Source organism: Paenibacillus sp. BAC0078 (assembly GCF_054483875.1).
Window position 1 is genome coordinate 86,308 of record NZ_JBTLRW010000009.1, and the last position, 21,086, is coordinate 107,393.

17 protein-coding genes and 1 riboswitch are annotated in these 21,086 nt (G+C 50.6%); of the genes, 6 read left to right on the forward strand and 11 right to left on the reverse strand.

Features of this window, described 5'->3' with window-relative positions; all coding sequences use genetic code 11:
* Positions 1–49 precede the first annotated feature (49 nt).
* A complete protein-coding gene (locus ACX1DY_RS17890; protein WP_458965551.1) occupies positions 50–1,204 on the forward strand; it encodes a family 43 glycosylhydrolase in 1,155 nt (384 codons plus the stop codon).
* Between the two features lie 56 nt (positions 1,205–1,260).
* Here the strand turns inward: ACX1DY_RS17890 and ACX1DY_RS17895 are convergent, their stop codons facing one another.
* Together ACX1DY_RS17895 and ACX1DY_RS17900 are read right to left on the reverse strand one after the other, a co-directional pair.
* Positions 1,261–3,075, reverse strand: a complete 1,815-nt coding sequence (locus ACX1DY_RS17895; protein WP_458965552.1) for a family 43 glycosylhydrolase — start codon at positions 3,073–3,075, stop codon at positions 1,261–1,263.
* Positions 3,076–3,219: 144 nt separating this feature from the next.
* Complete coding sequence (locus ACX1DY_RS17900) at positions 3,220–4,020, reverse strand: helix-turn-helix domain-containing protein (RefSeq protein WP_458965553.1); 801 nt, start codon at positions 4,018–4,020, stop codon at positions 3,220–3,222.
* A 212-nt stretch (positions 4,021–4,232) separates the two neighbouring features.
* Here ACX1DY_RS17900 and ACX1DY_RS17905 point away from each other — a divergent pair, with 212 nt between their 5' ends.
* The 3 genes from ACX1DY_RS17905 to ACX1DY_RS17915 all read left to right on the forward strand — a co-directional run bounded on the left by ACX1DY_RS17905 (position 4,233) and on the right by ACX1DY_RS17915 (position 8,025).
* The gene (locus ACX1DY_RS17905; RefSeq protein ID WP_458965554.1) at positions 4,233–6,629 is read left to right on the forward strand and encodes an alpha-L-arabinofuranosidase C-terminal domain-containing protein; all 2,397 of its coding nucleotides are present in this window, start codon (positions 4,233–4,235) and stop codon (positions 6,627–6,629) included.
* A gap of 327 nt (positions 6,630–6,956) precedes the next feature.
* Positions 6,957–7,763, forward strand: coding sequence for a formate/nitrite transporter family protein (locus ACX1DY_RS17910; RefSeq protein ID WP_458965555.1), 807 nt, complete (start codon positions 6,957–6,959; stop codon positions 7,761–7,763).
* Between the two features lie 133 nt (positions 7,764–7,896).
* Positions 7,897–8,025 (forward strand): hypothetical protein, encoded by a 129-nt coding sequence (locus ACX1DY_RS17915; protein WP_458965556.1) that lies wholly within the window; start codon positions 7,897–7,899, stop codon positions 8,023–8,025.
* A 67-nt stretch (positions 8,026–8,092) separates the two neighbouring features.
* On the opposite strand, the gene ACX1DY_RS17920 is transcribed toward ACX1DY_RS17915, so the two are convergent.
* The 5 genes from ACX1DY_RS17920 to ACX1DY_RS17940 all read right to left on the reverse strand — a co-directional run bounded on the left by ACX1DY_RS17920 (position 8,093) and on the right by ACX1DY_RS17940 (position 12,313).
* Positions 8,093–8,749: a 3-oxoacid CoA-transferase subunit B gene (locus ACX1DY_RS17920; RefSeq protein ID WP_458965557.1), complete on the reverse strand. Its 657-nt coding sequence runs from the start codon at positions 8,747–8,749 to the stop codon at positions 8,093–8,095.
* Complete coding sequence (locus ACX1DY_RS17925; protein ID WP_458965558.1) at positions 8,742–9,410, reverse strand: CoA transferase subunit A; 669 nt, start codon at positions 9,408–9,410, stop codon at positions 8,742–8,744. The genes ACX1DY_RS17920 and ACX1DY_RS17925 overlap by 8 nt, the downstream gene beginning before the upstream one ends.
* 41 nt (positions 9,411–9,451) lie before the next feature.
* Entirely contained in the window at positions 9,452–10,192 is a 741-nt protein-coding gene (locus ACX1DY_RS17930) for an acetoacetate decarboxylase (protein WP_458965559.1), read from the reverse strand.
* Between the two features lie 33 nt (positions 10,193–10,225).
* Positions 10,226–11,410 carry an acetyl-CoA C-acetyltransferase gene (locus ACX1DY_RS17935; protein WP_458965560.1) on the reverse strand — a complete coding sequence of 395 codons (1,185 nt, stop codon included), beginning with the start codon at positions 11,408–11,410 and terminating at the stop codon, positions 10,226–10,228.
* A gap of 456 nt (positions 11,411–11,866) precedes the next feature.
* On the reverse strand, positions 11,867–12,313 hold the full coding sequence (locus tag ACX1DY_RS17940; RefSeq protein WP_458965561.1) for a rhodanese-like domain-containing protein: 447 nt from the start codon (positions 12,311–12,313) through the stop codon (positions 11,867–11,869).
* 118 nt (positions 12,314–12,431) lie between these two features.
* Between ACX1DY_RS17940 and ACX1DY_RS17945 the strand changes: the two genes are divergently transcribed.
* Positions 12,432–13,301: a LysR family transcriptional regulator gene (locus ACX1DY_RS17945; RefSeq protein WP_458965562.1), complete on the forward strand. Its 870-nt coding sequence runs from the start codon at positions 12,432–12,434 to the stop codon at positions 13,299–13,301.
* A gap of 26 nt (positions 13,302–13,327) precedes the next feature.
* Here ACX1DY_RS17945 and ACX1DY_RS17950 read toward each other — a convergent pair whose 3' ends face one another.
* The 3 genes from ACX1DY_RS17950 to ACX1DY_RS17960 form a co-directional block, all read right to left on the reverse strand.
* On the reverse strand, positions 13,328–13,585 hold the full coding sequence (locus ACX1DY_RS17950; RefSeq protein ID WP_458965563.1) for a hypothetical protein: 258 nt from the start codon (positions 13,583–13,585) through the stop codon (positions 13,328–13,330).
* Entirely contained in the window at positions 13,586–15,874 is a 2,289-nt protein-coding gene (locus ACX1DY_RS17955) for a TPM domain-containing protein (protein ID WP_458965564.1), read from the reverse strand.
* A gap of 164 nt (positions 15,875–16,038) precedes the next feature.
* On the reverse strand, positions 16,039–16,182 hold the full coding sequence (locus ACX1DY_RS17960) for a hypothetical protein (RefSeq protein WP_458965565.1): 144 nt from the start codon (positions 16,180–16,182) through the stop codon (positions 16,039–16,041).
* Positions 16,183–16,438: 256 nt separating this feature from the next.
* On the opposite strand from ACX1DY_RS17960, the gene ACX1DY_RS17965 reads away from it, so the two are divergent.
* Entirely contained in the window at positions 16,439–19,573 is a 3,135-nt protein-coding gene (locus tag ACX1DY_RS17965) for an EAL domain-containing protein (RefSeq protein WP_458965566.1), read from the forward strand.
* Positions 19,574–19,642: 69 nt separating this feature from the next.
* On the opposite strand, the gene ACX1DY_RS17970 is transcribed toward ACX1DY_RS17965, so the two are convergent.
* Positions 19,643–20,737 carry a GGDEF domain-containing protein gene (locus ACX1DY_RS17970; protein ID WP_458965567.1) on the reverse strand — a complete coding sequence of 365 codons (1,095 nt, stop codon included), beginning with the start codon at positions 20,735–20,737 and terminating at the stop codon, positions 19,643–19,645.
* A gap of 214 nt (positions 20,738–20,951) precedes the next feature.
* Positions 20,952–21,051: riboswitch (purine riboswitch) on the forward strand.
* Positions 21,052–21,086: the final 35 nt, after the last annotated feature.

Here is a 21,086-nt window from a genome sequence, read left to right on the forward strand (position 1 = left end):
TTTTCATGATCAACATATCCTATTCGATTAAAAAAGGTGACAATAAATCATGAGAATTACGGGAATTAAGGAAATAGCTATTAGCGTTACAGCTGGTGAGCCATTGGAGCTTCCCCGCTGGGTTGAGGTCGAGCTTACGGAAGGGAGAGACGGGCGTTTTCCAGTCAAATGGAATCCTGTCGCCCCGTCGCTCCTGGAACAGCCGGGGACCTTCCTGGTGGAGGGAACCGTGATCGGGGACGATTATCCGAGCCCGCTCGTTCCGAATCGCGCCGATCCCTATGTGGTGAAGCATACGGACGGATATTATTATTTCACTGGGTCCGTACCGGAGTATGACCGGCTGGTGCTTCGGCGCTCCCGCACGATAGCGGGTCTAGCGACCGCTGAAGAGACGGTTATCTGGACCAAGCACGAACAGGGAGAGATGGGCAATCATATCTGGGCACCCGAGCTTCATAGCATCGAAGGAAAATGGTACCTATACTTCGCTGCCGGTTCTGTGGAAGACAAATGGGCCATCCGTCCGTATGTGCTGGAGTGTGCAGATGACAACCCTCTTACCGGAACGTGGGTAGAGAGGGGGAGAATCGAGCTCCCGGTCGAGAGCTTCTCACTGGATGCGACCACCTTTGAGCATAATGGACACAGATATTTGGTATGGGCGCAGATCATCGAGGATTCCTGTCTCTACATCGCCCGGATGGATAAGCCGTGGTCGATAGCAAGCGAGCCGGTGAAGCTATCAGCCCCGGAATACGACTGGGAAATCCAGCGGTTTCGCGTGAATGAAGGGGCAGCCGTACTGAAACGGAATGGACGTGTGTTTATCGCCTACTCCGCCAGCGGCACAGACGATCGTTATTGTATGGGGCTGTTATCGGCACCGGACACAAGCGATCTGCTCGATCCGGCCTCATGGACCAAATCGAAGGAGCCGGTATTCGTCAGCAACGAGGAGGCTTCCGAGTACGGACCAGGGCATAACAGCTTCACAGTATCGGAGGATGGCTCCGCCGATCTTCTGATCTATCATGCCCGTTCCTATAAGGAAATTACCGGAGATCCGCTGTATGATCCTAACCGCCACGCCCGGGTGCAACGTTTCATTTGGAACACGGACGGCACTCCATACTTCGGCAAGCCAGGCTGGGCGCTTGATCCGTCCGGTCACACGGCAAAAGCCAGAGTAACCATACTTTAAGAGCATGTGTAAGGCCCACGCGATTTGCGTGGGCCTTTTATGCCGGAATTAGTTTTCTACAGTTGAACCTGCTTCATCAGCCCATCTTCACCGAAGCTGATCGGGTCAATGCAGACTTCGCGGTGATAGCCTTTTCCTTCCGTGAAACGGGATAACGGCGTAACAAACCGGTGATAGGCGATCCAATATTGACCGGTGTCAGGCTCATGCAGAATCGAATGGTGGGCGGTGCCGAGCATATCCTTGTCCTTATTCTTGGCAAGAACCGGGTAGCGGTAAGTTACCGGGCCGTATAGCTGCTCCGATGTACCATAGTTTACATGGTAATCCTCGCTGCCGGTGTCGTCACAGGACCAAGTGAAATGATACAGTCCGTCCCGCTTGAGAACGGTAACTGCCTCCCGGAAGTCGTACAGGCCTTCAAGATTTCTCATCGTATTCTCGATGACGGTTATCATATCTTCGCCGAGCTGTACGATGGCGGGGTGTCCATTTCCAAACAGCAGATAAGCTGTGCCGTCATCCTCCGTATAAATGGAGGGGTCAATGGCCTGCCCCATGGCGATCCTAAGTCGCTTCGCCAAATCCAGAGTAATCAGCGGCTCCGGCTGCGCGCGGAACGGGCCTGCGGGAGCGTCGGCAACAGCAACGCCTATGGCGCTCTCGCCGTTTTTCATTTTGCCGCAGAAATAATAGAAATATTTACCCTCTTTGCTGGCGATGGCCAGAGCCCAGGCATTGCCGACAGCCCAAGGGACATCGTCACTTGCAAGATCCAGGATCATGCCTTCGTCTCGCCATATACGCAAATCAGCCGATGAGAATACATGAAACTGCGTACCTGACCAGCCCGTAAAGCCATCTGTTGTCGGATACAGGTAATAGCGGCCGCCGAACTTCACCAGATCAGGGTCGGCAAATTGCCCGGGCAGCACTTGATGACCATCCCCAAATGCCGCCAGAAGGCGGCTGCATTCCGCTTCAGTGATTGGGAGGACTCCGCCGTGGCGTTTTTTGTTTTTGCCCAAATCGAACGCTCCATCCGGCAGAATCCGGAATTCACCGCTCTCAAGGTCGGAGATCAGCAGCGGGAGATATCCCTTTCCTTCCGCAAAGCGGTCCACAATCAGGCACCATTCCTCGCGGTCGCCCAGCTTGAAAATCTGCGGGCCTTCAACACCTAACAATTCCTCCAGAACCGGGGCGCTCAAAGGGGTGAAGGCGTCTTTATCCAGCGAGGAGCCCTGTTCAACCCGGATATTCTTGGTCGTTTCATCCTTGGAGAATCTGTAGTAAGCGCCGCCCTGGGCAATAATCGTCGTATCAATGATGTGATTTTCCCGTTCGATATACTTCTCAGGTGTTGTAAAATTACGAAAATCCTTGGTACGCGCGCTATAAATCTTATGTTTCCGCTCATGCTCCTGGGGCTCCTGAGTGGCAGAGGCCCAGAACACCAGGAACTCATCTGCAGCTTCGTCATAAATCGCTTCCGGAGCCCAGACGCAGCCCGCACCCGGTATGCCAAGCGTCACGGACCAGGGGGAGGACCAGTTCACCAGGTCGGCGGATTCCCAGATGATCACGTCACGGCTCCCGGCGTTCACCGCAGTATCCCAGCCCTTTCCGCCAGCAATGCGGAGATCCGTGGCAATCAAATAGAACTTATTGTCTTTGGGAGAGCGTACGACGAAAGGGTCTCTCACTCCCTTTTCCCCGAGCTCCGAACGCAGAACCGGCAGGCCCGCGTTCAGGTCCTTCCAATGCAGACCGTCTTCACTATAAGAGAAATAGACCTGTTCGCCGTCAGGCTGCTCCCCGATGAAATGCACCAAAAGATAACCTGAGCTTTGAGTATCATATTGTGTCAAGATAAGGGCCTCCTTCACAAATAATGCCCTTCCGGCTTCCCTGTAAGAAGCGAGAGGGCTGGAGCTTAAATCAGCTATTCAATAAAAAGTATAGGTGCCCGCTCAGGGCCGATCAATAGATTATTGCAGCGGAAAACTGACCTATCATGTTTTATTTGCGCCGGCCCGCAGTCCTGCTTTATATTGGCTGGGCGTACCGCCGACGAATTTCTTAAACTGTCTCATGAAGTGGGTGCTGTTTTCATATCCGCACATTTTGGCGATCATCGTTATGGAGAAGGTACTGTTGTTCAGAAGATATTTGGCGTAATCCAGCCTTGCGTTAATGAGATCAGTAATGACGGAGCATCCGAATAATTCCTTATAGATATGGTGGAAATAGGATTTGCTCATATTCACGCTTGAAGCAAGCATTTCTACCGTATAGGCTGTGTTGGGCGAGCTGTACAGCTCATTGCGCAGTTTGGAAAAAGGCAGCAAATACCGGCTCGACTTATCAAGGGCAGCCGATCGGTTCCGCAAATCGCTCATTTTCATAAAAAGAGATTGCAGATCACAGTCCGCTATCCGGTCCTTATAGGGGCTGTTTTGTCTGGTGAGGTTGTTCAGGTCCATTATACATTTCGAGATCAAGAAGGGGTCCTCCGCAAGCATCGGGCTGTCCAAGGGAAAGCCGATCTCGGTCAGGAAGGACTCCACTTCGCTGCCGGAGCAGTGAAACCAATCATTAATAAAGGGCTTGTCCAGGTGCCGGTACACGTGCGGGGTATGAGGACTCATCAGGACATAGGAATTCTTCTCCACGATGTACGGGTTGCCGTCCAGCACAAGCTCAGCTTTGCTCTTGAAAAAAACAAATGCGTAATTCCCGGCTCCTGTTGGCCGGTTGATAACGATTCCATCTTCATGAACATAGTTATATCCGCAAGAAATTAGCCTTATCATGTTTTATCTCCGGAAGACAATAAGTCAGTTTTTCTTGATTGTAAATCAATCCTGAAATATAGACAATCACAAACGGGAATTTTAGCATGCTGGCATTGATATTAAGCACAATAGGTTAGTTTTTCGCTCCGATAGCTCATTGAAGATCAAGTCCGGGATATCTATACTCTAACCATATAAATAGATATCCATTTGAAAGGTGACCTGCAATCATGTCAAAAGCAAAAGGAACACTACGGGTGCATACTCAAAAGAGAGGCCCGCTTACCGGAGACCTGTTCGGCATCTTCTTCGAGGATCTGAATCATGCCGCTGACGGAGGGCTGTATGCCGAGCTTGTCCGCAACCGCTCCTTCGAGTTTGATCCAATTGATAACCGGGACTACCATGCGCTGACCGCCTGGGAGAAGGTAGAGCGGGGTGGCGGACAAGTCGAAATAACGGTGGAGGACAGCGAGCCGATCAATCCCCGCAACGAGCATTACGCTGCTATTCATGTCTTGACGGAAGGCTCAGGCGTGGGCATTAAGAACCTGGGCTTTAACAGCGGCATTTCCGTCCGGGAGGGCGAAAGCTATCTATTCTCCATGTATGCAAGACGGAATGAGGGAAATGAGGAGCCAGTAGTTATTTCTATTGAAAGCACGGAAGGTATAGTGTACGCGGAAACGTCCATTGCCGTGAACTCTTCGGAGTGGACGAAATACGAAGCGAAGATTACCGCGCGGGCAACGGATCACAGCAGCCGGCTGCTCATTCTCACGAAAGGCAAAGGTAAGCTTTATCTGGATATGGTGTCCCTGTTTCCAGAGAAGACCTTCCTGAACCGATCTAATGGGCTGCGCCCGGATATCGCCGAGCTGCTTGCAGATATGAAGCCGAAATTCATGCGTTTTCCGGGAGGATGTCTTGTACACGGTGGCTCCTTAAATCCTGAAGACCGAAATTCCATGTACCGTTGGAAGAATACGCTTGGCGATCCCGCAGGGAGACCTCCAAGACGGAACAATTGGAGCTACCACCAGACCTTGGGATTAGGGTATTATGAATATTTTCAATTCTGCGAGGATATCGGAGCGAAGCCCATACCGGTGCTGCCGGGAGGCTATGACCCTCATGATAAGCGGATCGTTCCTTTGGAGGAATTGGGACCATGGATTGATGATGCCTTGGATTTGATTGAATTCGCGAATGGGAATATCTCTACGGAATGGGGAGCCATCCGGGCGGAGCTTGGGCATCCAGAACCCTTCGGGCTGGAGTATATTGGCATCGGCAATGAGGAGGTGGGGGAACCCTTCTTTGAACGGTACCCTTATTTCCACCGGGCTATAAAGGCCAAGTATCCGGATATCAAAGTCATCAACTCCAGTGGTCCGTTTGCCGCAGGCGGTGAATATGACCGGGGCTGGAATTCGGCCAGAGAGCATGGTTCCGACCTCGTGGATGAGCATTATTACCAGTCGCCGGAATGGTTCTTGGCTAACTATCACCGGTATGATCATTTTAAAGCTGACGAGCCTAAGGTGTTCCTGGGGGAATATGCTTCTTGGGGCAACACCTACTATAATGCGCTGGTTGAAGCGGCGTTTATGACCGGCCTGGAGAAGAATGCACATGCGGTTGGCTTGGCCTGCTATGCCCCTATGCTGTGCAATGTCGATTATGTGAACTGGAAGACTGATATGATCTGGTTCAATAACCATAAGGTGTTCGGTACACCGAATTATTACGTGCAGAAGCTGTTTATGAATCATCAGGGGGATCAATTGCTTCACGTAGAAGCAACTGGATTTGGAGAAGCGCAAAGGGCTCCGTATCAACCAATCGTAGGCCGTATCGTCCTTTACGCAGACGGCAGCTCGGCCCGTTTCTCGGAAATTAAGCTGGTCAACAATGTGACGGGTGAAGTTAGAGATTATGAGAGCTTGGCGGGAGAGGTAGCAGCTCCTGGCTTCAAGGAAGGGCAGCCGGAAGTGCCGGACTTTTTGGATTTGGGCGAAACGGCCTGGAGCAGCTACACCTTAAGCTGTAAAGCGGTCCGTACCAGGGGTGACAAAGGTTTTGTGATTCACTTCGGCAAAATAGATGATGCGAATCACCTTTTCTGGGAAATCAGCGGGTGGCAAAATCAGGATTCGATTATTAGTTCCAAAGTGGCGGACAGAGGCTCCTGCCTGACTCATAGCATGTTTTCGGTGGAGACGGACAAAGAGTATCATTTGGAGCTGCAGGTATCTGGAAGAGAAGTACGCTCTTTTATTGATGGTGTGCTATTTAATGAAACGGAAGACAAGCTGCCCGTGATCGAACCGGTCTACTATTCATCTACCGTAGAGCACGCAACAGGGGATACGATTTTGAAAATTGTGAACGGTCAGGATGAGAGTGTAGCCGCCGAGGTTACGCTGGAGGATTTCTGCAAGGGTGGTGTGACGGGAGAGGTATTTGAGATGGCGGGGTATTTGCCTGCCGATGAGAATAGCTTCGAAGCGCCGGAGCATGTCTCACCGAAGATGAAGTTCTTCCAAGCAGGGAGCTGCAATTTCGCTTATGAATTTCCGAAGCAATCCATTACGATATTCCGGCTCAGACCGCTCACCAATTAAGCAAGGGGCATAATCCGCACTCATAATCCCCTGCTCCTCCACATAAGTTGTCACTGAGGCGACATATGAGGAAGAGAGGATAAGCGGATGATTCTGGGGTGCTTAATACTGGTGCTTATCGTCGTAGCCAGCAGTGAGAAGGCGGAATCTATTTCCAGGCTGAATGATCGGAGCAAAGACAGCTAGCGCAGCGGCGGAGGATTCCTGGATGAATCTCCACAAATTTTAACTATCCGTGGTTCAAGCAATTTCCAGCGGTTTATTGGGTATAATAGGCTGTACATCAGTCTCGATCGCTGAAAATTAAGAAGCTAATGCGGAGGTCATATGGAGAACGAGGCACTGCTGCAGGTTGAGAAATTGGCACTCAAGAAACAGAAGATCTATCATCAAAGTATTGTCCGCTATATCGCCAGGGCCATGCTGGCCAGTATGTTCATCGGATTTGGCGTAATCGTAGCGTTCAAGACCGGCAACTTCTTCTACATGGAGCACTCGCCGATGACGTATCCGATGGCTGCAGTTACGTTCGGTGCGGCCATCATTCTGATCTCCTATGGTGGAGGGGATTTGTTCACCGGAGACACCTTTTATTACACGTATGCGGCCTTAAGACGCAAGCTGCAGTGGACCGAGGTTGTGCGGATGTGGGTCATCAGCTACATTGGCAACATCCTCGGGGCTACGGCATTTGCGCTGCTGATTTTTTTGACGGGATTGTTCTATGACTCCAGCGTGAACGGGTTTCTGCTGAGTGTGGTCGCCCATAAGATGGAGGCGCCGACACTTCAACTGTTCTTCCGGGCGATTCTATGTAACTGGCTGGTGTGTTTGGCCTTTTTCGTGCCTATGTCGATGAAAAGCGACGGGGCCAAAATGTTCGCCATGATGCTGTTCGTCTTCTGCTTCTTTATTTCCGGCTATGAGCACAGCATCGCTAATATGTGTACATTCGCGATTGCACTTGTGCTGGATCATCCCGGCACGATCTCCTGGGGCGGCGTCCTGCATAATCTGGTACCGGTTACCATCGGCAATCTGATCGGCGGCGGGGTGCTGATGGGCGTAATGTATTATTATGTGAATAAGCCGTTTCTGGATGAAGAGCATGACAAGCCTAAGGATACGCATTAAAAAGACAGTGCAACTGCGGTATCGTCTGCTGTGATCTGTTAGTAACAGGGTGTAAGGGGATCGGGATCAGCGCTGGTCCATCCTTGATTAAAAGAACAAGCAAGTCCGCCTCCATTGCTCGTGGAGGACGGGCTTGCTTGTTGTGAGAGAGGAATCAGCCGTGCCGGAGACGGCAGCTTGGCCTGCGGCATCTTCCAGTACAGCGGAGCTTCCCGCGAAGCGTGCCTTCCAGCGCTCCGCCTTCCTTGCGCCAGAAGTATAGGCTGGAGAAGCTACACATTGAGAATTGCTGATACCAGCGGAGGCTTCATACTACTGTTGTGTTTGGCTTAGACGGCAATGGCCTTCAAGTTAGGCGAGACCATTAGCTCGGCCCCGGTTGCCTTTTGAACATCTTCCACTGACAGACCCGGCGCAATTTCATTCAGCATCAGCCCTTTGCCTGGAATCACATTGATGACAGCCATTTCAGTTACAATGGTTTTCACAACATTTACAGCAGTCAGAGGCAGCTTGCAATTTTTTAATATTTTCGGTTCCCCATCTTTGTTTACATGTTCCATGGCTATAATGACACGCTTGGCCCCGACCACCAAATCCATAGCTCCCCCCATGCCCGGCACTTTTTTTCCTGGAATCATCCAGCTTGCAAGGTTGCCGTTCTCATCAACCTCCAGGGCACCCAAAACTGTAATGTCCACATGCCCTCCACGGATGATAGAGAATGAAAGGGCACTGTCAAAATAGCAAGCTCCTGTCATGGCTGTAACGTAACTTCCGCCAGAATCGATACAATCGATATTTTCTTGTTCCTTTGTGGCTTTGGGGCCAACACCAAGGATTCCGTTCTCAGCCTGCAGCATAATATGAACATTATCAGGAATATAGTCTACCGCCATGGTGGGCATGCCTACACCCAGGTTGACCACATCGCCGTCTTTGAATTCCTGGGCGATTCTTCTCACAATGAATTCTCGGTTATTCATGCTTATCCCCTACCTTTACAATGGCATCAATAAATATTCCGGGTACGTTGACATGATTGGGATCAATCTCCCCGAGCTTTACATATTCATCTGTCTCGGCGACTACATAATCTGCCGCCATAGCCATAACGAAATTGAAGTTGCGTGAGGAGCCGTTGATCACAAGATTCCCTGCTTCATCTGCCTTATGGGCTCTGATCAGCGCCACGTCTGCTTTGAGAGGCAGTTCGAGCAGATATTCCCTTCCGTCAATATCTATTTTCCTTTTGCCTTCCTCTACAATGGTCCCTACACCTACAGGTGTTAAAACACCGCCCAAGCCCGCTCCTCCTGCTCGTATTTTTTCTGCTAAGGTGCCTTGCGGGAAGAGGCTCACCTCAGCTTCTTTGGCCATAAGGAGTCTTCCTGTTTCAGGATTGGAACCGATATAGGATGCATAAATCCGCTTGACTCTGCCGCTTTTTACAAGCTTATATATAGATAATTCCGTGGTGCCAGTATCATTGGAAATAATGGAGAGATTATCAGCGGAATGGGTCTCGACAAGCGCACGCACCAACTGTTCCGGGTGGCCTCCGGCCAGAAAACCGCCGACCATCACCGTGTCTCCGTCTTTGACCTTCTTAACGGCGTCTTCTGCGGAGATTAATTTGTTATTCATGGTTTCTGACTCCTTGTACATTTTTTTTGAGAAAGCAAAGTTTACTGGAGATAGTCATGAATGACTCTTGCATATGGCAGCGTTAAATCGGCAATAAAATGTTTGCCGCCAATATACGTCTTAACTGGAAAATCTGCCACAGGAGCATTGACATGGGGGATCAGGCTTAACCGGGCCGGTCCTGACCAAGCGCCTTTTACGTTAATATTTTCAAGAGTATACGCAACTAGCTGCGCAATTTTAGGGGTACCGTCAACATCGGGAATTAATTTTAAATTCACTTGGGTTTTTGCGATGGCTCTAGCCGTGTCCTCTTCATCGAGAATGTTATGTTTGAAAGGCATGGTTCCCATGGCCACCAGGACATGGTTATAATGCAATGTACCGGTCAGTGTCTCTGTGCCTTCAACACTCAGGCGGGGATTTGCCCATTTTTTGGGGAACCCCCAAATTTCACGTCCTCCAAGAATTGCAGGCGCGTTATCCAAATACATTTGGGCAACAAAATTGCAGGGTTCTCCTTGAAAGGTACATGGGATAACAATACCGCTCTCCTCATAGCTTCCTAAACCGGATGAATCAGGCATCTTGATCCATTCATATGAGACGGTATTGCTCCCATCCGGCTGAAGAGGTTCCGGGACCGCCTGTCTGATCGCAGCGGGGTCGGATTCATAAGTAACTATAAAAAATTCCCGGTCGATGAAGCTGTAGGGGGGACGCCCGTAACTGGCGCTGGCCGCAGGCATGGATTGCAGTGAAAGAACCTCTTGTGGATTCATATCGTTCTTGATCTCCCTTTCTGTTGATGAGTGTTAGATGAGTGCATTCTCAACCAGCATCGCGATTCCCATCCCTGTTCCGATGCATAACGAGGCTATGCCATAGCGGGAAGAGGTTCGTACCATTTCATGCACGAGCGTAACCAATACCCTGGCTCCACTTGCACCGACAGGATGTCCAATCGCGATTGCGCCGCCATTGACATTCACCTTCTCCGAGTTGATTCCTAGCTCTTTCAATACCGCTAATGCTTGTGCAGCGAAGGCTTCATTAATCTCGAACAGATCGATGGCATCCAGTGGGATTCCCTGGTCCTTAAGAAGTGACGAAATGGCTCTCACTGGACCCATCCCCATATATGCAGGGTCAACGCCAACAAGTGAATACCCCTTGATATAAGCCAACGGCTGCACCGCATGTTCCTTGCATTTGTCTTCCGACATAACCAGTACAGCCGCCGCTCCATCATTGATCCCCGAGGCATTTCCGGCAGTAACCGATCCGTTTTCCTTAAATGCAGGTTTTAGATTAGAAAGTTTTTCTTTACTTACATCTCCTCTTACATGCTCGTCCTCCGAGAACCAAATATTTTCTTTTTTGGTTTTGGTCATAACGGGAACTATCTGCCCTGCAAAAACCTGCTTGTTTTTTGCCTCTATAGCCTTGATCTGGCTTCCATAGGCAAATTCATCCTGCTCAAGTCTGGAAATGTTATATTTTCCGGCAATGTTTTCTGCGGTAATTCCCATATGATATTTATTGATAGGACATGTAAGGCCATCGGCTACCACGGTGTCTATCAATTCACTGTTACCAAGCTTGTAACCATTTCGTGCATTCCTTAGCACATAAGGGGCGTTCGACATGCTCTCCATACCTCCAGCCAAGAGGACGCTGCCTTGCTCTGCCAAGATAGAGTTGTAAGCTAAAGCGACGGCATGAAGCCCTGAACCGCAAACCGTGTTTATTGTTGAGGCAGGTACATCAATAGGGATGCCGGCTTTGAGTGCCGCCTGTCTGGCGGGATTTTGGCCAGTACCCGCCTGAAGGACATTTCCCAAATAAATTTGATCGATCAATGCAGGCTCTAATTGACTTTGCTGAAGGCAGGCTGTCATCACGTTTGCTCCCAATTCAGTAGCGCTTAATGATGAAAGTCCGTTGTTAAAAGAACCCACAGCTGTTCTTAATGGGCTTACCAATGCAACTTTTTTCACAAAACCTCACATTCCTTTCACTTTGTTTATGAAACCTTACTTACATGCGGGTATATATCACGGTGCATAAGAGAGTGGGCCTTACAGTTTGATCACCTTCTTCCGCCCTTATTAATTTGGAATTAATTAACATATTTATCGTAAGTCTAATGTTCATTTTACTCAATGTTCAAAAAAATACATAAATTTACATATGAATATGTGTAGGTCCTTTTGCACTAACATTATGAAGTCGTTCTATCATTTTCTTTGTTTTTCTGGTTATTTCTGGATATTTCTGAAAAGATGAATGAAAAGAGGAAAAAATTCAAAATTAGAACCACCCGTATAACGGGTGGTTCTGATTTCGCTGCGACGGATGCCGTCCTTTGTTAAGGGCGGTGAAAACCTGCTGGGGCAGACGACATGTTGTCCTGCCAGCTCAGAGATGTGGTGGCTTATAGCTAACGCGGGAGCTTACATAGGCGGCATCTTCCAGTACAGCGGCGCTTCCTCGCGGAGCGTGCCTTCCAGGGGACCGCCTTCCTTGCGCCAGTATTCGATGCCGCCCAGCATCTCCTTCACCTGATAGCCCTGCGCTGCCAGGCGGGCTGCCGCTTTACTTGCTCCATTGCAGGCAGGGCCCCAGCAGTAGAGCACCAGCGCCTCATCGGCGGGGAACTGCGGGGTGGCGCTGCTTATCCGTCCGGAAGGCAGGGAGACGGCTCCCGGCAAATGCGCTTCCTCGTAGGAGGTGGTATCGCGGACATCAACCAGCGTAAAGCCGGTTATTCCCTCACGCAGATCAAACGCCACATCGGCAACATCGGTTTCGCAGCCTCCTTTGGCTGAGAAATAGGTCAGGGCTGCTGCGGGAGACGCCGCTGGGGCCGCAAGCACCTGTGATTTTGGCTTATAGTTCATATCTCTTCCTCCTCTCGGATATTGGGCTGGCTATATTGTATAATGAATTTAAAATTGCAGTTATCTATAGTAATCAATAATAAATATCAAAATTTTCGATAATTCAGGAGAAGCTGAGATGGAATTAACCTATTTGCGAACCTTTTGTGAAGTGGTGTCCAGCGGGAGTTATACAAGAGCAGCGGAGCAACTGGGATATGCCCAGTCTAGCGTAACCGCGCAGATTGCCAAGCTTGAGGAGATGTATGGGGCTATTTTGCTGGAACGCTCCGGCAGAGGAATGATCCCGACCTTTGCCGGGAACAATCTGCTGCCGTACGCCCGGCAGATGCTGGCGCTCAGCGAAGAAGCGAAGGCGATCATTGCCGGAGGGGACAGAGGCGTAGTGAACATCAGCGCAATTGAGACTCTTGCGGCCTATTATCTGCCTCACCGTCTGCACCAGTATAGAGCGCAATATCCCGAGGTGCAGCTTCGGGTCCAGCCCGGCTCAGAGGAAGGGATTATTGCGGCGGTCAAAGACAAGTCGGCTGATTTCGGGCTGATCTTTGATGTGCCGCATGTTTCAGAGGAGCTGGTCTCGCTGCCGCTGCGGCAGGAGCCATTGTATGTCGTCACTCATCCGCAACATCCTTTGGCCGCAGTAGAAGAGGTAGCCCCTGCTCTACTGGGGGGTGAGCCGCTTGTACTGACGGAGGAGTCCTGCACCTATCGGAAGCAACTGCTGCATGTGCTGAGAGAGTCAGGAATTACCCCGCGCATAGACATGGAGTTCGGAAATCTTGAGGGTATCAAGCAGGCGGTACGGCATCAATGGGGAACGGCCTTTCTGCCGCGTTACGCGATTGAGGAAGAACTGCGGACAGGTGTTTTGACCGCAGCCCCACTAACTGGGGAACAGGAGAAATTCTATATACAACTGGTCTACCGTAAGGGACTACGGCTATCCCCGGCATTTGAACATTTTATTGAGGCGATGCAGCAATAATGAAATGAGGCTCACGTTGGTTAGCCTTAGTTGAATGGCTTTACAGGTTCTTCACAGGGAGTCATAAGTGAAATAACTGCAGAAATGCCGTTATTGGGCGCGTCGCGGCCGGAAGTGGCCCCAACAACGGTAAAAATATCGTTGTTAAGGAGCAGACGGCCGATAAGTTCAGAAACAACGGCAGAAATGCCGTTGTTAGGTGCGCCGAGACCGGAAGTGGCCTCAACAACGGCAGAAATACCGTTGTTGAGGCGCGAACGGTCTTGCTTTGGTCCGAATTCCATCTACCATTTGGAGCCGCCGGAGGAATTTCCGCCTGAGTTGCCTCCGCCGCCCCAGGAAGAGCCGCCGGAGGAGTTTCCGTCGCCGAATGAGTTCGAGGAGTTCATGCGGTTTCGCTCCTGCTCCCTACGCTGCTGTTCACGTAGCATCGCTAGCTGCGCCTGGCGCTCCTCTTCCTCTTTCTGGCGGACAAGCCGGTTCGCTTCCTCTACGAAGGAAGAAATCCCTGCATCATAAGCGCGGCCAACCGCCTCCAGCTCATCCAGGTTGTAAGGCCGGTCAGACAGCCGCTGCTCCAGTTCAATATATTCGGGCAGCGATGAGAGCTGGAAGCGGCTCCTTGAGGCGATTCCCTTGCTCTGCAGCCGCCGCGCTGCCGCGTCCGCCCGTTCCTGCCCTTCGGACAGGAGCCGGGTGACGTCCGACAGGCGCTTGTTCAGCGTGCCAAGACTCTCGCGGACATTGCTGAATTTCTGTACGGTCTCGTCCTGCAGCTTGAGCAGCCGGTCGAGGCCGTTGCGGGCGTTGTCGTATTCCCCGCGCGCATCACTGGTCCACGTTTCAATCTGCGGCACTTCACCGGCACCTTGCCGCAGCTCAGTTCCCGCTTCCTCCAGCGTGTCCTCAAGACTGCCTAGATGAAACTCCGAGAACCGGCTGCGGGCTTCGGCGATCCGGCTCTGCAGCTCATTGCGCTGCTGGGTCAGCTCGCTCCAGCGGCTGCGGACCGTCTCCAGATCCCTGCGGTTGTTCTGGCGGATGAGCGCTTGGCGCTCAGTCATGGCGACAGCTTCGTCCAGATGAGCATCCATTTGGGCGCCGATTTTGCGCACCTCATCCATGTCGCCGCTGCGCAGCGGGGCTTCAAGTGTCTGCGCGGCGGCAGAAGCCTGGTCCAGACTGTCATAAGGCTTCACTTTCATATTATGCAGGGAGTTCTGTTCAATCAGTGCGGCGATTTTGCTGCGCGCTGCTGCCAGCACCCCTGGAAATTCATTCAATTTGTCGTCGTAGGCATCGACATCGCGCAAATCCTGCTCAATCTGATCCTGCCGTTCCTGCGCTTCTTCCGTCATCTCCTGCGCGGCGATCGGGTCAAAGAGCTCCAATTCGTCCGCCTTGGCCGTTTCCTCAGCCAATTCCTTCAGATCCTCGGCAATTTCCTTTAGCTCGTACCCGGTTTCCTTAACTGTGCTTTGCAGCTGGACATCCAGCTCAGGTGCATCCTTCTTGAGCTCTGTAATCTGCTGCTTGACGTTGCGGTCGGCATCGCTGATCCTGGCGATGTCCTGCTCCTCTTTCTCCAGCGCCGAGCGGTAAGAGCCTTCGGTCTGCTGTAGCTGCGCAAGAGCCGCTTTAAGTGCCCCCAGCCGGTAGAATGGCGGCTGGGAGCCTTGGCCGGAGCTCTGCAATGCAGAGATTTCCACAAGCATTGCCGACAGCCGTTTCGAGATGCCTTCGACCATCTCGCCGGTTTTGCCTTGAACGATGCCCTGGAACGGCTGCAGTGCTTCCAAGGCATGGTTGGCCCGCACGAGCAGGTCAGCCAATTGCTCCTGCTGTCTGTCTAGCTGCCCTCGGCGGCGCAGACCGGTGATCAGCACGAACAGGATGAGGAAGAGCAGCACGATTCCTGCCCCAATAGCGACAATCGTCAGCAGCGACGGCCCTGAACGGGAGACTTCATAGCTACCGGCTGTGCCGCTGACTGAGCCCCCTGATCTACCCGGGCTGCCCGAAGCCCCACTGTCCTGGCCTACCGTAACACCGCTGCCAGAAGCCGTTCCGCTTCCCGCGCCGCTCCCGGTGCTGCCAAGGGAGTGCACCTCCTTGATCATGGAGGTGATGCCCCCGGCGAAATCGCCGGCCTTGGCATAAGGAATAAAATAAGCATCCAGCAATCCCGTGATTGCCGGGCTTCCTATGGCCCCGCCCTGGCTCTGCGACCAGGAATTAATGTAACCCTGCAGCCCCGGGTTATTAAAATTTAGCTCAATCTGCTGATCCCCGGCAGAGATCAGCAGAAGAATATCCCGCATAGATAGCCCCCAGGAATCGTATACACTGGTTGCATAGGCCGAGGCCTCGGCCCCATTCAGTGAATCCACGGTCAGCACATGGACTGTATAACGGTCCCCTGCGGCGATCCGCATGATGTCCGCCGCTTCCTGCTGCGAGAGCAGTCCGGCTTCGTCGGTGACTATCCCTTGCTGTGCGGGAATTTCCGCAGCATACACATTCGGGAGCCATAGAAGGCTGAGCATCAGAAACAAAACAAAGCATTTTTTCAAGCTGGCACGCTCCGATCTATAGATGAACTTTGGTTCGGCATATTATGCTAATCATTATACTATATCCGTGAGCATCTTACGGCTCCTTGGCGCTTGCAATACATCTGAATAACAAAAAAAGCCGCCTTCCCATAATCCGGGAGTGCGGCATAGCTGCGGGACTGTTATCTCGCTTGCAGACAGAGTATATATTGCAATCTGGATTTGATCTCCTTTTGCCATTTCAGATCTCCAACTTTAACAGCAAGATTAAGCAGATCCAGGTAATCGTCAACCGTCAGTGCTGTCCGGGTAGTGGCTGCGCTCATAGGTGTTCAGTCTCCTTTAACAATATAGTGAAATGAGTAAATCAAGCTACTCAAGAATGATAATCATTATCAACTGTTATTGCTATTATCCACATTTTACTTCTGAAATGCAATAAGAAAATAGAAAAAAATTTAGAGGATTTGCACACATTTTATCTCGACTTCAGGGGGATAAGCAGGAACCCTACCATTTTTTGTCGAATAGAGATTTTGGTATAAAAGCTGTTAGCCGATTTTCGGGAAAAGGAGAATTGCGATGAAGCGGTGTAAATTCTTGCTTCTGATTAGCATTATGCTCATGCTTGCATCCCCTGCTGCCGCTCATGCCGAAAGACAGGATATAAGGTACCAGGCTGAACTGGATTATCCGCCTTATAAATATATTCAGAACGGGTATCTCACCGGTTTTGATATTGACCTGACGAGTATGATTTTTGAGAAGCAGGACTATCTGATTCATTACAGCACCGGCGAATGGGAAGATACATACAAGCGGCTGACCGCGGGCGAGATTGATACAACGGGACTTATGGCTGTAACCGAGGAACGGAAAAAGGATGCCCTTTTCTCCCGCCCTGTACTCAAAAGCTATATCTCCGTGTATGCGCGGCAGGCGCTTCAGGAAGAAGTAAAGCTAAGCACCCTGAAACATTACAAAATCGGCGTAGGCAAGGGGCAGTACTCTGAGGCTGTGCTGCGCAGCGAAGCGGGAGTCTCACAATACATAGAATATGCAACAGTACCGGATGCTCTTGAGGCTCTGCAAAAAGGCGAAATTGACCTGTTGTTTGAGAATCAGGGAGTTGTCGACTATTTAATCGTTGAGCAGGGCTTAACAGGCAATATTATTCATAAAATGAGTGATTTATACCCCCAGGATGTGGCTTATGGCATCAGCAGGTCAAAGCCTGAGCTGGTTTCCTATATTAATGCCCGGATTGAGCAATTGCAGCGCTCGGGAGCTTTTGAAGAGCTGTATCAGCAATATTTTTTCGCTCATTCCGATTCTTACAGATCCATGATCCAGAACAGAATTATTTCGGGAATCGCTATCGGTGTATGTCTGCTGGTATTTGGCATAGTTGTGGTCAGGATCTATATCAGGCATCTCCGGCGGGCCATCCATTCTGAACAGGAATTCTTCGAGGACGTCATTGAGCATACCGGCATGATTGTCTGGGCGGTCCAGGCGGATAAACGGGTTGTGCGCTTCAACCGTTATGCCGCAGCGATTACCGGACTCGCAGAGAAGCAGGTGCTGGGGATGAGCCTGGATGACATCCCGGACCTTGAAGGCGATGCCTCAATGCTTAAAGAGCTTCTCATCAGAGCGGTTTACAAGGATTACGTCAGCAATGTGGAATTGAAGATCCCGGGCCATTCGCCCGAGGCGCGGTATTTCTCGATCCGGACCACTCTCATTCGGGGAATGGATCAGCAGGCAGAGGATATTTTTGTGCTGGTGGGACTTGATATCGACGAATGCAAACAGAACGAAGTTAAGCTGCAGCTCAGCTATGAGGAACTGGAGTCTGCTTATGAAGAGCTGGCGGCGACAGAGGTGGAGCTGCAGGACCAGTTCGACAAGCTTGGAGTCAGTGAACGCCGCTTCCGCCTGGCTTCTGAAGGCTCCGGCGCTTATATGTGGGAGCTGGATTGGGAGACCGGCGTCTACAAGCTGTCAGAACGCTGGTATGAGGTTATGGGCTACACGGAGGAGGAAATCAACTCGTTCGAGGGCGGCGTTCTGAGCATTATCCATCCGGACGATCAGGAGGCTGCGCACAAGGCCCGGCAAGAGCATTTAAGCGGATTGACCCCAATTTATGAAATCGAGTACCGTATGCGCACCAAGGACAATAACTATATCTGGTTCGAAGCGCGCGGCAAGGCGATTGTTGATCCCAAAGACAAGATTGTGCTGTTCCTGGGCTCACTGATCGATATCAGCAAGCGCAAGCAGACAGAGTTCAAGCTGAACAACAGCTATCAGGAGCTGGAAGCCACCTATGAGCAGCTTACAGCCACCCAGGAGGAGCTTGTAGGCCAATACGACCTGCTGCTGGAGAATCAGAAAAATATGCACCGCCTGGCTTATATGGATTCGCTCAGCAATCTGCCTAACCGCATCTGGCTGCTGGAGACGATGGAGAGCTATTTCCGCCGGCCCGGAGGCAAGGCAGCACTGCTATTCGTGGATACGGATAATTTTAAATACATCAATGATACGTTAGGCCATAAATCGGGAGATATTCTGATCCGTCAGGCCAGCGAGCGGCTGCAGTCGGTTGTGCGTGAGGGCGACATGCTGTCCCGGCTTGGCGGAGATGAATTTGTAGTGTTTATCAAAGACGCGGAGGATCGTGCTGCCGTGCTCGGTTTGGCGGAGGATATTCTGCGCGCCTTCCGCAAGTCCTTCCTGATCGGAGAGAGCAATCTGTACGTTTCTGTAAGTATCGGGATCTCCTTCTATCCGCAAGACGGCGGAACTACGGAAGAGATTCTGAAGAATGCCGATGTGGCAATGTACAGAGCCAAAGAGGAAGGCAAGAGCACTTATGTGGTCTATGACAAATCCATGCATACCGTGTTTAATGAACGGATGAACATTGAGAAGCATCTGCGCAGTGCGATGAATAACAACGAGTTCGAGCTGCATTACCAGCCTCAGGTGGACATTCAGACCGGGCTGATCTCCGGCTTTGAAGCGCTGATCCGCTGGAATAGTCCGGTGCTGGGCTTTGTGTCTCCGCTCTCCTTTATTAAGATTGCCGAAGATTCCAGGCTGATTATCTACATCGGGGAATGGGTGCTCAGAGAGGCCTGCAGCTTCATGAAAAGCATAAATGACCGCACCGGAATTCCGTACAAAATCTCGGTCAATATTTCGATCATCCAGCTCCTGCAGGACGACTTTGTGGACATCGTGCTGGATAGTCTGAAGGAGAGCGGTCTTGCGGCGGACTGCCTTGAGCTTGAGATCACAGAGTCGATCTTTATGGAGTCTTTTGAAAGCACGGTCAGCAAGCTTGAATTTCTGAAGGCGCGCGGAATCGGCGTGGCTCTGGATGATTTCGGGACAGGTTATTCCTCCTTGAGCTATTTACAGCAGTTGCCGATCTCCACAATCAAAATGGATAAAATCTTCATCGACTCCCTGGCGGATAAGGCCTACAGCCAATCCTTCGTCCAGACTATCATTATTCTGGGTCAAAAAATGGGGCTGGATGTTGTAGCTGAAGGAGTGGAGGATGCCAGCCAGTGGGCTTTCCTCAAGGAATCGGGCTGTGATAAGGTGCAGGGCTATCTGATCAGCCGTCCGGTGCCGCAGCACGGAGTGTTAGGGCTGCTGGAGCCTCAGAGACAACATGGACCCGACTACCTGCAGTAAAAGTATCTAATCAAAAAGCGGCTCCGGAGCTTCAGCGCTCTGGACCCGCTTTTTTCTGATAAAGCTTATTCACACAATGATGATCTTGTTCTTTCCGGTTTTTTTCGCTTCGTACAAAGCATCATCCGCCTGCTGAAAGGTGGAGCTTTTGGTATCCTCGTTCTTATAAACATGCATGCCGATGCTTACCGTCACCGATTGATCTTCCATTTCACTGATTCGCATGGCGGCAATGCCGTTCAGAATCCGTGTCATGATCTCGCGGGAATCCTCCAGCCTTTTGGCGGTCAGAATAACCACGAACTCTTCTCCCCCATAACGGGCAGCGAAGTCATCCGAGCCGATGTGCTTCCGCACCATTGCTGCGACCTGCTTGAGTACAATATCGCCTACCCAGTGTCCATACTGATCATTTACCTTTTTGAAGTTATCAATGTCCAGCACCGCGAGCTGCATGGGAAAAGGAGTGCTCTGCTGCTGCTCAATCAGCCAACCCAGGTATTCGTGAAAGGTCTTATGGTTATATAAATCAGTCAAAGGGTCGATCTTGGACAGGCGGTCCATGATGATATTCTGGATGCGCAGCTCCTGCTCCGATTTCAGCGAATTCTCCAGCGACTCTACAAGCTCGCGGCCCCGGGCGATGATTCCAAACCCGGCCAGCGAGGTTCCCGTAAAGACAAGTGCGATAATAATATTCTGAATGCGCAGGGTATAATCATAGGCCGATGTATTCAGAAACAACAGAATGATATACAGCAGGCAGATGATGGATGAGGCTTTTAGGTAGCCTTTTCTCAGATACAGTATGGATACTAATAAAGGAAGAAGCATAATAAGCGGTTTCACATGGAATTCTGAGCTGAGATTCATGATGATCACAATTGCGAACAAATGGCTTACGACAATAATAGAGAACTCGGACAGCAGAGGCCGCCACTTGCTAATAGCCTCCAGAACAAGAATTAAGGCCAATATAATAAAGTCTGGAATCAGCACATTGAAAATATAGTATTGTCCGCTCGACAGCTCAGGGCGATGCCCCCACATGGATAAGGAAACAAATAACTGGCTGGCCAGATACACAAGCAGTACCATCCAGAAAGCATTGAGGATCACACGGTTCCAATACATTTGTCGAGGAGTTGGCGGTGGGATGTGCATGGGATGTTCCTCTTTTCCAGTGGCAATATCTCTATATATTCGACAAAAAATACGTTTTTCCTCCCATAATGCTCCCATGGAATAATGTTCGTGTTTCAAGCGTGATTTTGTGATGATTATAGATTTGACCTATAAATTTTACACAAAACACGAATTATTTGCGCTCAACCTTCTTGACACATTCGCATATATTCTGTAGAATTTCAAGTGGCTCATAATCCATTGATAAGCTGTTCGTATATCCCCAAAGATAAGGTTTGGGGGTTTCTACAGGGAACCGTAAATTCCTGGCTACGAATAGGATGCATTTTGCATACCTATACGAAGCCGGGATTTTTTGTGCCTGCGT